The organism is Pseudomonas sp. 91RF (genome assembly GCF_003576265.1).
Lineage (GTDB): Bacteria > Pseudomonadota > Gammaproteobacteria > Pseudomonadales > Pseudomonadaceae > Aquipseudomonas > Aquipseudomonas kribbensis.
Genome location: NZ_QWFC01000051.1, coordinates 79,686 through 93,807, shown reverse-complemented (window position 1 = coordinate 93,807; position 14,122 = coordinate 79,686). Strand labels below are relative to the sequence as shown.

The 14,122-nt window shown below is 61.7% G+C and carries 14 protein-coding genes; 8 read left to right on the top strand and 6 right to left on the bottom strand.

The features are described 5' to 3' along the window. Window positions 1-8: 8 nt before the first annotated feature. From znuB to zur, 3 genes are read right to left on the bottom strand one after another with little or no spacing between them, the layout of a single operon-like run. The gene (gene znuB, locus DXT77_RS27685) at window positions 9-797 is read right to left on the bottom strand and encodes a zinc ABC transporter permease subunit ZnuB (protein WP_065260666.1); all 789 of its coding nucleotides are present in this window, start codon (window positions 795-797) and stop codon (window positions 9-11) included. Further along, window positions 790-1,575 carry a zinc ABC transporter ATP-binding protein ZnuC gene (gene znuC, locus DXT77_RS27680; RefSeq protein WP_065260667.1) on the bottom strand — a complete coding sequence of 262 codons (786 nt, stop codon included), beginning with the start codon at window positions 1,573-1,575 and terminating at the stop codon, window positions 790-792. The genes znuB and znuC overlap by 8 nt, the downstream gene beginning before the upstream one ends. Further along, window positions 1,575-2,057: a zinc uptake transcriptional repressor Zur gene (gene zur, locus DXT77_RS27675; RefSeq protein WP_011331783.1), complete on the bottom strand. Its 483-nt coding sequence runs from the start codon at window positions 2,055-2,057 to the stop codon at window positions 1,575-1,577. The genes znuC and zur overlap by 1 nt, the downstream gene beginning before the upstream one ends. A gap of 66 nt (window positions 2,058-2,123) precedes the next feature. On the opposite strand from zur, the gene DXT77_RS27670 reads away from it, so the two are divergent. Next, window positions 2,124-3,044: a zinc ABC transporter substrate-binding protein gene (locus DXT77_RS27670; RefSeq protein WP_178083501.1), complete on the top strand. Its 921-nt coding sequence runs from the start codon at window positions 2,124-2,126 to the stop codon at window positions 3,042-3,044. Window positions 3,045-3,086: 42 nt separating this feature from the next. Here the strand turns inward: DXT77_RS27670 and DXT77_RS27665 are convergent, their stop codons facing one another. Next, complete coding sequence (locus tag DXT77_RS27665; RefSeq protein WP_119429923.1) at window positions 3,087-4,040, bottom strand: homoserine kinase; 954 nt, start codon at window positions 4,038-4,040, stop codon at window positions 3,087-3,089. Window positions 4,041-4,100: 60 nt separating this feature from the next. Continuing rightward, complete coding sequence (locus tag DXT77_RS27660) at window positions 4,101-4,391, bottom strand: DUF2782 domain-containing protein (RefSeq protein WP_114880887.1); 291 nt, start codon at window positions 4,389-4,391, stop codon at window positions 4,101-4,103. 74 nt (window positions 4,392-4,465) lie between these two features. Here DXT77_RS27660 and polA point away from each other — a divergent pair, with 74 nt between their 5' ends. Then, window positions 4,466-7,270 (top strand): DNA polymerase I, encoded by a 2,805-nt coding sequence (gene polA / locus DXT77_RS27655; protein ID WP_119429922.1) that lies wholly within the window; start codon window positions 4,466-4,468, stop codon window positions 7,268-7,270. 285 nt (window positions 7,271-7,555) lie between these two features. Here polA and yihA read toward each other — a convergent pair whose 3' ends face one another. Further along, on the bottom strand, window positions 7,556-8,200 hold the full coding sequence (yihA, locus tag DXT77_RS27650) for a ribosome biogenesis GTP-binding protein YihA/YsxC (RefSeq protein ID WP_119429921.1): 645 nt from the start codon (window positions 8,198-8,200) through the stop codon (window positions 7,556-7,558). Between the two features lie 191 nt (window positions 8,201-8,391). Between yihA and DXT77_RS27645 the strand changes: the two genes are divergently transcribed. The 6 genes from DXT77_RS27645 to DXT77_RS27620 all read left to right on the top strand — a co-directional run bounded on the left by DXT77_RS27645 (window position 8,392) and on the right by DXT77_RS27620 (window position 14,061). Next, a complete protein-coding gene (locus DXT77_RS27645) occupies window positions 8,392-8,697 on the top strand; it encodes a cytochrome c5 family protein (protein WP_085713044.1) in 306 nt (101 codons plus the stop codon). Window positions 8,698-8,729: 32 nt separating this feature from the next. After that, a complete protein-coding gene (locus DXT77_RS27640; protein ID WP_065260178.1) occupies window positions 8,730-9,341 on the top strand; it encodes a cytochrome c in 612 nt (203 codons plus the stop codon). A gap of 211 nt (window positions 9,342-9,552) precedes the next feature. After that, entirely contained in the window at window positions 9,553-10,194 is a 642-nt protein-coding gene (locus tag DXT77_RS27635) for a thiol:disulfide interchange protein DsbA/DsbL (protein WP_085713046.1), read from the top strand. Window positions 10,195-10,208: 14 nt separating this feature from the next. Beyond that, complete coding sequence (locus DXT77_RS27630) at window positions 10,209-11,087, top strand: endonuclease/exonuclease/phosphatase family protein (protein WP_085713047.1); 879 nt, start codon at window positions 10,209-10,211, stop codon at window positions 11,085-11,087. Beyond that, window positions 11,084-13,186 (top strand): GGDEF domain-containing protein, encoded by a 2,103-nt coding sequence (locus tag DXT77_RS27625; RefSeq protein WP_119429920.1) that lies wholly within the window; start codon window positions 11,084-11,086, stop codon window positions 13,184-13,186. The genes DXT77_RS27630 and DXT77_RS27625 overlap by 4 nt, the downstream gene beginning before the upstream one ends. A gap of 95 nt (window positions 13,187-13,281) precedes the next feature. Beyond that, window positions 13,282-14,061 carry an N-acetylmuramoyl-L-alanine amidase gene (locus DXT77_RS27620; RefSeq protein WP_119429919.1) on the top strand — a complete coding sequence of 260 codons (780 nt, stop codon included), beginning with the start codon at window positions 13,282-13,284 and terminating at the stop codon, window positions 14,059-14,061. The last annotated feature ends 61 nt before the right edge of the window (window positions 14,062-14,122 follow it).

The window sequence follows — 14,122 nt, the reverse complement described above, 5'->3', positions numbered from 1 at the left end:
GAGCAAGTCTACACCCCTCGACGGGGCAGAACAAAACTCAGCAGAAACAGTGCGGCCGCCGTCACAACGATTGACGGGCCGGCCGGGGTGTCCTTGAACCAGGACAGCGCCAGCCCGCCACACACGGCGAGCATGCCCAGCAGGCTCGCGCCCAGTGCCATCTGCTCCGGCGAACGGGCGTGACGTTGTGCCGCAGCTGCCGGAATGATCAACAGCGACGTAATCAGCAATACACCGACGATTTTCATCGCCACAGCGATCACCACCGCAATCAACAGCATCAGCGCCATGCGCAATCCGGCAACCGGAAGCCCTTCGACCCGGGCCAGTTCTTCGTGCACGGTGATCGCCAGCAGCGGCCGCCACAGCGTCACCAGCAACACCAGCACCGCCGCGCTGCCGCCGAGGATCCACGCCAGATCGGTCGGGCTGATCGCCAGCAAGTCGCCGAACAGATAGGCCATCAGGTCGATCCGCACTTCATGCATGAAGCTTAGTACCACCAGCCCGAGAGAGAGCGTGCTCGGCGCAAGAATGCCCAGCAACGTGTCGGACGCCAGCGGCTGGCGCTGTTGCAGGGTCACCAGCAGCACCGCCAGCAGCAGGCAGCCCACGGTGACCGCAACGGTCGGGCTGACATCCAGCAGAAAACCCAGCGCCACGCCGAGCAGCGCGGCGTGGGACAGGGTGTCGCCGAAATAGGCCATGCGCCGCCAGACCACGAACGAGCCCAGCGGCCCCGCGACCACCGCCAGCGCCAGACCTGCAAGCAGGGCGTAGAACAGAAAATCAGCCATGCTTGCAGCTATCTCCGTGAACGTGAGGTTGGCCTTTTACAGGCCCCTTGACCACCGAGCCGTGCAGGTCGTGGGCGTGGTCGTGATGGTGGTGATAGACCGCGAGGCTCGGCGCGTGGTTGCCGAACAGCTCGACGAAAGCCGGATCGCCACTGACCTGCTCGGGATGCCCGGAGCAGCAGACGTGACGGTTGAGGCACACCACCTGATCCGTGGTGCTCATTACCAGATGCAGGTCGTGGGACACCATCAGCACGCCGCAACCGTGGCGGTCGCGCAGCCGGGTGATCAGGCTGTACAGCTCGGCCTGCCCGGCGACGTCGACACCCTGCACCGGTTCGTCGAGCACCAGCAGTTCCGGCTCGCGCAACAGCGCCCGGGCCAGCAAAACGCGCTGCATTTCACCGCCGGAAACGCTTTGCACCGGGCTGTCGATGACATGCTCGGCCCCAACCTCCTTGAGAGCCGCCAGCGCACGCGGGCGGTCAACGCCCGGCACCAGACGCAGGAAGCGCAGGACTGACAGCGGCAGGGTCGGATCGACGTGGAGCTTTTGCGGCATGTAACCGACGCGCAGTTTCGGCTTGCGCCAGACACTGCCGCTGTCGGGTTTCAGCAAGCCGAGGACGGCGCGTACCAGCGTGGTCTTGCCGGCGCCGTTGGGGCCGATCAGGGTGACGATCTGCCCCGGCTCGACGCTCAGGTGAATGTTGTCCAGCACGTTCTGCCCGGCAAACCGGACAGCCACCTGCTCAAGACGGATCAACGCATCGCTCATCAAGCCCCCCGGCAACCGGAGCAGAGGCCGACCACTTCGACGGTCTGGGCTTCGACGATGAAGCCGACGTCCTTGGCGCTGTGGACGATGGCGTCGCTGATGGTTTTTTGCTCAAGTTCGATGGCGGCGTGGCATTCGCGGCAGATCAGGAACTGGCCTTGGTGCGAATGCTTGGGGTGAACACAGCCGACAAAGGCGTTCAGCGAGGAAATGCGGTGTACCAGACCGTTTTCCAGGAGGAAATCCAGCGCGCGGTACACGGTCGGCGGCGCTGCGCGGCGGCCGTCCTGCTCGCTGAGCACAGCGAGGATGTCGTAGGCACCCAGCGGCTTGTGGCTCTGCCAGACCAGTTCCAGCACCCGCCGACGCAATGCGGTCAGGCGCAGGCCTTTCTGTGCACACAAGGCATCGGCCTCGGACAGGGCGCTGTGGACGCAATGAGAGTGGTCGTGGGGACGGCTGGCAATCGGGGTAATAGGCATGAGCGGCGACGAGTTTGGTTAGAGACGTTATTATGTTACCCGTTCTCGCCTCCTTGAGTGGTCATCGTGTCCCGACTTTTTTCTGTTTTTGTGGCCTTTGTCGCCAGTTTTCTGCTGATCGGTTCGGCTCAGGCCGAAGTCAGAGTCCTCACCAGCATCAAGCCGCTGCAACTGATTGCCGCTGCGGTGCAGGACGGCGTGGCGATTCCGGAAGTGTTGCTGCCACCGGGGGCTTCGCCGCATAACTATGCGTTGCGCCCTTCCGACGTGCGCAAGGTGCAATCGGTGGATCTCTTGTACTGGATCGGCCCGGACATGGAAGGTTTCCTGCCTCGCGTGCTGAACGGTCGTACGCTGCCGAGCGTTGCAGTGCAGGACCTGCCGGGCATGAAGTTGCGCCGCTTTGCCGAAGACAGCCACTCCCACGCCGAAGACGACGACGAGCATGATCACGATCACCGCCCCGGCACTCTCGATGCGCATTTGTGGCTATCGCCGGTGAACGCGCGGGTTATTGCCGACAAAATGGCCGCTGACCTGAGCGCTGCCGACCCGGCCAATGCCGAGCGCTACCAGAGCAACGCCAAGGCGTTCGACGAGCGTCTCGATGCGCTGGATCAGCGTCTGAAGAAACGTCTGGCCAGCGTTGAAGGCAAACCCTATTTCGTCTTTCACGAAGCGTTCGACTATTTCGAAGACGCCTACGGCCTGAAACACACCGGCGTATTCAGCGTGGCCGCGGAAGTGCAGCCGGGCGCTCAGCATGTGGCGGCAATGCGCGCGCGTTTGCAGCAAGTAGGCAAAACGTGCGTGTTCAGTGAGCCGCCGCTGCGCCCACGTCTGGCGGAAACCCTGGTGGCAGGCTTGCCGGTGAAGCTGGCGGAGCTGGATGCACTGGGCGGGTATACACCGGCGACGGCTCAGGGTTATGAGCAAGTGCTGGAGAAGCTGGGGAATGACCTGGCGGGTTGCCTGGAGTCGCTCTGATACAAAAAAACCGCAGCCTGCACAGGCTGCGGTTTTTTTCTTTTACAGGGCAAATGGCAGCGGTGTGCTGACCTGCTGACGCTGCGCCAACCGCTGCTCGAACTCTTTCGGATCGTGAATCAGCACGTCCTGCCCGGCGAACGATTCCGCCGCGATCAACCGCGACAGCCAGAACCGCACGCACGCCACGCGCAACATGGTCGGCCAAAGTTCGGCCTCAGCCGCCGTGAACGGACGCAGTGCCGCGTAGGCACCCAGGAAGGCCCGCGCCCGAGGGCCGTCAATCAGGCCGTCATCGTCCGAACACCAGTCGTTCAAGGCAATCGCCACGTCGTAGAGCATCGGCCCGGAACAGGCGTTGTAGAAGTCGATCAGCCCGGTCAGGTGCGTGCCTTCGAACATCGCGTTGTCACGGAACAGGTCGGCGTGGATGTTCGCCCGCGGCAGCGCGAGAATTTTCTCTTTGTGCTGGGTGATTTCTTCCAGCGCCTTTTGCAACAGCGCACGCGGCTCGTCGCTCAGGTGCGAGAGAAACTCGGTCCCCTCCTCCAGCATCCAGTCCAGCCCACGATCGGTCTTGCGCTTGATCATGCTGTCGCCCTGGGTCGCCAGGTGCAGGTGCGCCTGCAAGTCACCGACCTGCGCGCAATGCTGGGCGTTGGCCTGTTTGATGTGCTTGCCGGCCAGACGTGGCTGCAGCAGCGCCGGTTTGCCTTTCAGCTCGCGCAGGGCCACGCCGTCGGTGGTGCGCAGCGCGTAGGGTACCGGCAGGTCGGCTTCGTGGAGGACGTCGAGCAGGTCGATGAAGAACGGCATTTCCTGCACCGGGCCGCGCTCGACCAGGGTCAGGACGAACTCGCCCTTTTCCATGCTGATGAAGAAGTTGGTGTTTTCGCTGCCGGCGGCGATCCCCTGGAAATCGAGCAGACGGCCGAGCCCGTAAGGGGCGAGAAAGGTTTCCAGCTCGGGCCGAGCCAGGGGGGTGAACACAGACATGGTTAAAAACTGCTCAGTTCTGGCGCCGCCATCGAGCCGGCGCCGGTTGAAATTAAGAAACTACTTCCACTCGAAAATCTTCCACGCCGGGATCAGCATATCCGGCTGGTCCGAGCGGATGAAGTTTGCATCAGTACCGTCCGCACGCACCAGAAAATAGGGCGGGAAACCCTTCTTGGTCACCTTGATCGCGTACAGGAAACCGTTCTGCCGGTACTCCTGAATGGTCTTGTCACCCTCGGTGCGGATGGTGACTTCCGGCTCCGCTGACGGCGCATCATCCGCCGCGATCGCAGGCAAGGGTGAGACAGCAATCAAACTGACCAGCAGCAAGCGATTTAACGTACGCATGATAACCTTGTCCCTTTGTCGTCAACGGTCCCGCTATTCTAGCGCCGGACCCGCCGAAAAGGTTGATCCTGCTCATGAGCCAAGCCCCCCTCGTCCTGGTGGACGGTTCGTCTTACCTGTACCGCGCCTTTCACGCGCTGCCACCGCTGACCACGTCCAAAGGCCTGCCGACCGGCGCGGTCAAGGGCGTGCTGAACATGCTCAAGAGCCTGCGCAAGCAGTATCCGGACAGCCCGTTCGCCGTGGTGTTCGACGCCAAGGGCGGGACATTTCGCGATGAGATGTACGCCGAATACAAGGCCAACCGCCCGAGCATGCCCGACGACATGCGCCTGCAGATCGAGCCGCTGCATCAGAGCGTGAAAGCCCTCGGCTTCCCGCTGCTGTGCGTCGAAGGCGTCGAGGCCGATGACGTGATCGGCACCCTGGCCCGCAGCAGCGCGGCCGCCAACCGCCCGGTGATCATCTCCACCGGCGACAAGGACATGGCGCAACTGGTCGACGGCCACATTACCTTGGTCAACACCATGTCCGGTAGCTCGATGGACGTGGAGGGCGTGAAGGAGAAATTCGGCGTCGCTCCGGAGCAGATCATCGATTATCTGGCCCTGATGGGCGACTCTTCCGACAACATCCCCGGCGTTCCCGGCATCGGGCCGAAAACCGCGTCCGGCCTGCTGGTGGGCGTCAACGGCGGCCTGACCGAGCTGTATGCGCAGCTCGACATCGTGCCGACCCTGCCGATCCGTGGCGCCAAGACACTGCCGGCCAAGCTCGAAGAGCACAAGGAGATGGCGTTCCTTTCCTATCAGCTGGCCACCATCAAGGTCGACGTGCCGCTGGACATCGGCCTCGACGACCTGCAAATGGGCCCGGAAGATCCGGCCAAGCTGCTTGAGCTTTACACCCTGCTGGAGTTCAAGAGCTGGATCAACGATCTGGAGCGCGATGCCAAACGCCTGGAACTGAGCAGCGCCGCCGCGCCTGAGCCGGCCGTCGACCTGTTCAGCGCACCTGCGGAAGAAGCACAGGTCGCACCGGCCAAGGCCGCGTACGAAACCATCCTCGATCAGGCCCGTTTCGATGTCTGGCTGGAAAAACTGAAGAACGCCAAGCTGTTCGCCTTCGACACCGAAACCACCGGCGTCGACGCGCAACAGGCGCAACTGGTCGGTCTGTCCTTCGCAGTGCAGGCCAACGAAGCGGCCTACATCCCGCTGACCCACTCCTACATCGGCGTGCCGGAGCAACTGGATCGCGACACCGTGTTGCGCGCGCTCAAACCGATCCTGGAAGACCCGAACAAACTCAAGGTGGGCCAGCACGCCAAGTTCGACATGAACATCCTGGCCAACTGCGCCATCGGTGGCGACCAGAACGAAGGCATCACCGTGCGCGGGATTGCCTTCGACACGATGCTTGAGTCCTACGTGCTCAACTCCACCGCCACCCGTCACGACATGGACAGCCTGGCGCAGAAGTACCTGGATCACACCACCGTGAGTTTCCAGGACATCGCCGGCAAAGGCGCCAAGCAACTGACCTTCGATCAGATCGCGCTGGAACAGGCGGGCCCATACGCCGCCGAAGATGCCGACGTGACCCTGCGCCTGCACCAGACACTGTTCGAAAAACTCAGCGCCATCCCGAGCCTGGCCAGCGTGCTGACCGACATCGAGATCCCGCTGGTGCCGGTGCTCGCTCGCATCGAGCGTCAGGGGGCGTTCGTCGATGCGGCGCTGCTGGGCGTTCAGAGCATTGAGCTGGGCGACAAGATGGTCGCGCTGGAACGTGAAGCCTTCGAGATCGCCGGTGAAGAATTCAACCTCGGCTCGCCAAAGCAACTGGGCGTGATCCTCTACGAAAAACTCGGCCTGCCGGTACTGAAGAAAACCGCCAAGGGCCAGCCGTCCACTGCCGAAGAAGTGCTGGCGAAACTGGCCGAAGACGATCACCGCCTGCCGAAAGTGCTGATGGAACACCGTTCCATGAGCAAGCTGAAAAGCACCTACACCGATCGCCTGCCGGAGCAGATCAACCCGCGCACCGGACGTATCCACACCTCGTACCATCAGGCCGTCGCGTCGACCGGGCGCCTGTCTTCGAGCGATCCGAACCTGCAGAACATCCCGGTACGCACCGCCGAAGGCCGACGCATTCGTCAAGCCTTCGTTGCGCCGAAAGGCTACAAACTGCTGGCGGCGGACTACTCGCAGATCGAACTGCGGATCATGGCGCACCTGTCCCGCGACGAAGGCCTGATGAACGCCTTCCGCAACAATCTGGACGTGCACACCGCCACGGCGGCGGAAGTGTTCAAGGTCGAACTGAACGAAGTGACCTCCGACCAGCGCCGTGGCGCCAAGGCGATCAACTTCGGTCTGATCTACGGCATGGGCGCACAAAAGCTGGGCAAGGACATCGGCGTCGACACCAAGACCGCCAAGGCCTACATCGACACCTACTTCGCGCGCTACCCGGGCGTTCGTGAATACATGGACCGCACCCGTGCGCAGGCAGCGGATCAAGGCTTCGTGGAAACGATCTTCGGCCGCCGTCTGTATCTGCCGGATATCAACTCCAACAAGCCGCAGGAACGTGCCGCTGCCGAACGCACGGCGATCAACGCGCCGATGCAGGGCACCGCAGCGGACATCATCAAGAAAGCCATGGTGGCGGTGGACAACTGGCTGAGCGCTTCGGGGCTGGACGCCAAAGTCATTCTGCAGGTGCACGACGAACTGGTGCTGGAGGTTCGCGAGGATCTGGTGGATCAGGTTCGCGACGAAATTCGCGTGCACATGAGCGAAGCGGCGAAGCTGGATGTGCCGTTGCTGGTGGAAGTGGGGGTTGGCAACAACTGGGACGAGGCGCACTGAGGCCTCTGGACCGGGCTTTTGCCGCGACATGGCGTCGCGGCAAAAGCATCGGAAGGGACTTAGTTCTGATCGTTCTTGAGCTTATTCCAAAGTTTTTTGAAAAGAATCTGAACTAATCTTGCGACAGGCCACTCAGAGTTACTGAATGGCTGGTGAAGCCCTTCGATGCTCCTATGTTGTGTTAAGTGTTGGCAGATATCTGAACCCCGCCCTAGCGGTTCGGAACTTGAACCCCGGAACTTCTCCCTCCCCATATGAAGTCCGGGGCTTTTTTTTGCCTGCGATTTACTCAGCAGGCAATTCAGCACCTTTATCCGCCAGTTCCATCCAGCCCGCCAGCCTGGTGTAGGCCTCTTCCAGGCCCATGCGTTTTGGTGCGGAGAACAGCTGGATCGTCACCAGATCGCCCCACCCCTTGCGAATTTCCGACTGCACTTTTAGCAAAGTGTTCTTGGCGGCGCCGTAGGTCAGCTTGTCGGCCTTGGTGAGCAGAATATGCATCGGCATGCCGGCCGCAACGGCCCAGTCGAGCATCAGCAGGTCGAAGTCGGTCATTGGATGACGGATGTCCATCATCAGAATCAGCCCCTTCAAACTCTCGCGGCCACCGAGGTAAGCCTCGAGGTGACGCTGCCAGTGTTGCTTGAGCGGGATCGGTACTTTTGCATAACCGTAGCCCGGCAGGTCGACCAGACGCCGTTCATCGTCTAGCTTGAAGAAGTTCAACAGCTGTGTGCGACCCGGGGTTTTCGAGGTGCGCGCCAGGCTGGCGTGAGTCAGGGTGTTCAGCGCGCTGGATTTACCGGCGTTCGAACGACCGGCGAACGCCACTTCGAAGCCTTCGTCGTCGGGACACTGATCGACTTTGGCGGCACTGAGCATGAACGTGGACTGTTGGCACAGGCCGAGGATGGGATTCTTGAGTTGCATGGGATTTCCGATGTGGGCAGCGCCGGGATTGGGCGCGGAACGCGGTGTCGCTTCCGTTTCAGTGACGCCAGTATATAATGCCGCAGATTTTGTGTGTGCTTTGTCCCAGCGAAGGATGAAGTTCACGAGAGCGACAGACTTTGATTGCGCAACAGAACGCAGATCGCTCTCAACCCTGAAAAGGTCGTTTTATGACGAAATGGCTGCTGGCTGCCGGAGTTCTGATGCCGCTTTACAGCGCACAGGCTACACAGGATCCGGAAGCCGTGTACAACCGTGTTTGTGGTGCCTGTCATTCCGGCCAACTACCCATGGCGCCCAGAAGAGGCGATCAGGAAGCTTGGACGCCGAGGTTGGCGAAAGGTATGGAGACGCTGGTGCAACACGTGACCCAGGGTTTCAAGGCGATGCCGCCGCGTGGTTTGTGCATGGACTGCAGTGCCGAGGATTACCAGGCCATCATCCTCTGGATGAGCGGAAGTAAACCCGGTCCATAACTCTTAACCCTTAGCCGTAGTTGGATTAGCTGATGAACAAACTGATCGTGAGTCTGCTGTTGACCGTGGGAATTTCAGGTTTCGCCCATGCTGCAGGCGATGCTGCCGCAGGCCAGGCGAAGGCTGCCGTATGCGGGGCCTGCCATGGCCCGGATGGCAACAGCATGGCGCCAAACTTTCCGAAACTGGCCGGCCAGGGTGAACGCTACCTGACCAAGCAACTGCACGACATCAAGTCGGGCAAGCGCACCGTTCTGGAAATGACCGGACTGCTGACCAACCTGAGCGATCAGGACCTCTCTGACATCGCCGCCTATTTCGCCAGCCAGAAAGGCAGCGTCGGCGCCGCCGATCCGAAGATCGTCGCTCGCGGTGAAGCCCTGTTCCGTGGCGGCAACCTGGAAAAAGGCCTGCCAGCCTGCACCGGTTGCCACTCGCCGAACGGCGCGGGCAATGCCGCCGCCGGCTTCCCGCACCTGGGTGGCCAGCACGCTCAATACATCGCCAAACAGCTGACCGATTTCCGCAAGGAAGAAGCCGGTCGCAACAACGATGGCGATGCCATGACCATGCGCACCATCGCTCGCAAGCTGAGCGACGAGGACATCGCGGCGGTCTCCAGCTACATTCAAGGCCTGCACTAAGGCCAGGCCTGCGAGGGTGATTAGAGCGTTGCGCGCGCAGGACAACTCCCGCCACGTTAACGCTCGATTAATCCGTTGCATGAAGTATAAAAAGGGTGGCTTTGGCCGCCCTTTTTTGTGGCCGCTGCCGTTACACTACAGAACTCATGCCCGCCAGGATCTGTCTGAAAACAGCCCGCGCGAGGCAAACAAAATTGTCCAGGAGTAAAGCATGCGTAATCTGATCATCAGCGCCGCTCTCGTCGCTGCCAGCCTGTTCGGCGTAACCGCCCAGGCTGCCGAAGCACCTGCTGCCCCGTACGTCGAGCTGAGCAATCCGGTTCCGGTTGCCGTGCCTGGCAAGATCGAAGTGGTGGAACTGTTCTGGTACGGCTGCCCGCACTGCTACGCCTTCGAGCCGGTGATCAATCCTTGGGTTGAAAAACTGCCTTCCGACGTCAACTTCGTCCGCATCCCGGCCATGTTCGGCGGCCCTTGGGACGCACACGGTCAGATGTTCCTGACCCTGGAAGCCATGGGCGTTGAGCACAGCGTTCACGCGGCCGTGTTCAACGCGATTCAGAAAGAACACAAGAAACTGACCGACAAGAACGACATGGCCGACTTCCTCGCCACCCAAGGCGTGGACAAGGACAAGTTCCTCGCCACCTTCGACTCCTTCGCCATCAAGGGCCAGATCGTCAAGGCTCGTGAACTGGCCAAGAAGTATGAAATCTCCGGCGTTCCAACCATGATCGTCAACGGCAAATACCGCTTTGACATCGGCTCTGCCGGGGGTGCCGAGGAAGCTCTGAAGCTGGCTGACCAACTGGTCGCCAAAGAGCGAGCGGCCAACAAGGCAGCCGCCAACTAAGCGCGGCAATCGCCATGCGCCGCTGGGGAACCGAACGTCTCGTCGGCCTGCATGATCCGCAGGTCAACGAGCATCACCTGGAATCCACGGGCCTGCCCGCAGACAGCCGTTTGCGCTTGCTCAGCTTCAATATCCAGGTCGGCATCAGTACCGAGCGTTATCGGCACTACCTGACCCGCAGCTGGCAGCATCTGCTGCCGCACCCTGGCCGCTCAGGCAATCTGCAGAAGATCGGCAATCTGCTCGGCGACTTCGACCTGGTCGCCCTGCAGGAAGCCGATGGCGGCAGCCTGCGCTCAGGCTACGTCAATCAGGTCGAACACCTGGCCCATCTCGGCGCCTTCCCCTACTGGTATCAACAACTCAATCGCAACCTTGGCCGACTGGCCCAGCACAGCAACGGCGTGCTCAGTCGCCTGCGCCCGTGGGCGATCGAAGACCATCCGCTGCCAGGGCCGAAAGGTCGCGGGGCGATTCTGGTGCGCTTCGGCGAGGGTCCCGAGGCGCTGGTGGTGGTGATGATGCACCTGGCGCTCGGCGCCCGGGTACGCACCATGCAACTGGCTTATATTCGCGAGCTGATCGGCGGCTACAAGCATCAGGTGCTGATGGGCGACATGAACACCCACGCCAGCGACCTGCTGCAACACTCGCCCCTGCGCGACCTCGGCCTGCTGGCCCCGCAACTCGAAGCGACATTCCCCAGCTGGCGCCCGCAGCGCTGCCTGGACCATATTCTGCTCAGCCCGACCCTGACGCTGGAAAAGGTCGAAGTGCTGGCCCAACCGATTTCCGATCACCTGCCCGTCGCGGTAGAGATTCGTCTGCCGGGTTCGCTCACGGCCGATGCATTGCCCGCGTTGAGTCCTGCCCCTCGCGGAACGCCTGAATGAGCGACGAAGCCCAGCGCTGGAAAGAGAAATACCTCAAAAGCATCGAACAACAGGAAAAGCTTGAACGTCGATGGGACGCCCGGCTCGACCTGCTGCGTCGCGGCCTGGTGCGTAGCACGCTCGCGGCTGAAGGCACCGATCGAGTGGTCGATCAATGCATGAAGGAAATGCGCGATGTAGTGCGCACCGACGACATGGATGCCGGCCTCGCCGCCCTGTTGCCGCGCCTTGAAAAAGCCGTGCTCGACTCCGAGCAACGCCGTGAAACCCGGATCGAGCAGGTCAGCACCGCGCTGAACTCGCTGGTGACTCAGTTGCAATCGCTGCCCCTGCCCCGGGACGTCGCCCAGCCACTGAAGAAGTTCGCCAAACAGCTCGACGGCCGGGTCAGTCAGGCGCGGGAAATGCCGCTGTTGCTCAGTGAGCTCAGTGGTTTGCAGGGCAAGGCGTTGAGCCAACTGGAGACGCCGGCGGAACCGGGGCGTCCGGGGTTGCTGCAACGCCTGTTCGGCAGCCGCGACAGTGAGGAAACGCCTGCACCTGCAGCCCAGCCTGCCGTGGCTTCTCCAGCCGCTCAGCCAGAGCAACCGCCCGCCGCACCTGAAAGCGCGCCAATGCCAGAAACGCCAGCCGCAATTGCCGAACCGGCAGTCCTTGCGACCGTCAAAGAAACTCCGGTCGCCGCACCTCTGGCCGCGCCACTGCAAGCTTCAGCTTCAGCACCAATAGCAACACCCGAGCCTGTTGCAGAGCCGGAAGTGGTCGCCTTCGAGCCTGCCCGGATCATCACAGAAGTCGTTACAGCTCCCGACGAACCGGTACTCTCCGAGCCAGAACCCGAGCCGCAAGCCTTCACGCCGCCTCCGGTCTTTGCGCCATCGACACCGTTCGCCATCAACCCCGACGAACTGATCCACCCCGGCGACAACCCGCCCCCGGTCTTCCTCGACCGTCTGCCCCTGCCCGAGCCCATCGCGCAGGCTCTGGCGGCCATCGACCCGGAGCAACCCGAGCAAGACATTCTCTATGCCCTGCCGGATTCACCCGAACCCTCCTACAGCTCGGTGGCCAAGCACATCGAAGACACGCTGATCGGCCTGCTGGACGACCTGACCCTGCCTGAGCGCCACCGCCCGCAAGCCGAGGCCATGCGCGATCGGCTGAAACACGGCCTCAACTGGTACGAACTGCTACCGATTCTCGACGATCTGGCGACCTTGATGCTGGCCATTACCGACAGCGGTCAGCACGAGTTCGAAGCCTATCTGCAGCAGCTCAACGAGCGCCTCGAAGCGTTCCAGAGCAACCTGCAGGCTGCCAGCGAAGGTCACGCCGACAACAGCTCTGCGGCGCGAGCGATGGACACGCAGATCCGTGAACAGGTCGATGGCCTGCAGAACAGCGTGCAGGAAGCGGCGGACCTGGACGACCTCAAGCAGGTACTGGAAAACCACCTCGAAGGCCTGCTCGGCACGATGGACCAGCATCAGAAACAGCGTGACGCCCGGGAACAGGAAGTGGCCGGACGTTTGAAAAGCCTGGCCGAACGGGTGGCGCATATGGAGCAGGAAGCACTGGGCTACCGCGAACACCTTGAAGAGCAGCGCCAGAAAGCCCTGATCGATCCGCTTACCGGCCTGCCCAACCGCGCCGCCTGGAGCGAGCGGCTCGACCACGAAATCGCCCAATGGCAGCAGCATGGCAATACCCTGAGCCTGGCCATGCTCGATCTCGATCACTTCAAGCGGATCAACGACAACTACGGCCATCTGGCCGGCGACAAAGTGCTGAAGATCATCGCCACGGTGCTGCGCAAGCGCCTGCGCGGCAGCGATTTCATCGCCCGGTTCGGCGGCGAGGAATTCGTCCTGCTGCTGCCGGCAACTCCGCCGGCCGTCGGCGCCAAACTGCTGGAAACCCTGCGCGCGTCCATCGAGGCCTGCCCGTTCCATTTCAAGGGTGAGCGAGTCACGATCACCATTTCCATGGGGCTGGCGGCGTTCAGACCGGGAGAACACAGCGATCTGGTGCTCAAAAGAGCTGATCAGGCGTTGTACCGGGCCAAAAACGCAGGTCGCAACCGGGTAGAGCTGGGCTGAAGACAATTGTTCCATTTCATTTAAATCAGCCCTTTTGCCGTTCGCACGCAGGTCAGTACGTTACACTGTTGCATTACTGACTTGCGTGTACTGCCATGAAATTCCTTGCCCTCATCACGTCGCTGCTCATTCTGACCGGTTGTGCCAGCGGACCGCGCTACGACACCAGCCATCCTTCTGCCAATCACGACAGCCGCGCGCAATTCGTGATCGTGCATTACACCTCCGCCTCCCTTGAGCGCTCCCTGCAACTGCTGACCCACGGTGAAGTCAGCAGCCATTACCTGATCGGCGACGACAAGAAAGGCACGATCTACAAGCTGATGGATGAAAACCTGCGGGCCTGGCATGCCGGCGAAAGCGAATGGCAGGGTCGTACCTGGCTGAACTCGAGCTCCATCGGCATCGAAATCGTCAACCCTGGCTTCAAGGACACTCCGACCGGGCGCGTGTGGTATCCGTACAGTGAAGCCCAGGTTCAGTCGTTGATCGTCCTGCTCAAGGACATCAGCAAACGCAACGGCATCAGCCCGGACCACATCATCGGCCACAGCGATATCGCACCGCTGCGCAAGCTTGATCCGGGCCCGTTGTTCCCGTGGAAGCGCCTGGCTGCCGAAGGCCTTGGCTTGTGGCCGGACGAACAAGCTGTCGCCCGCCAGCAAGTGCGGTTCGAGGTGGAGTTACCGAGCATCAGCTGGTTCCAGACCCAACTGGCACGCCTGGGCTACGCAACGCCGCAGAACGGCGAGCTGGACGTGGCGACCCGCCATGTCCTCGCAGCCTTCCAGATGCACTTCCGCCCTTCCCGCTTCGACGGTACTCCGGATGCGCAAACGGCAGCGTTGCTGCTGGTGTTGAATCAGACAAAATAATGACGCCCGCCCGACGGTCAGGGCGAAAGTCCAATCAGCAGCTATAACTCATTGGTAATTC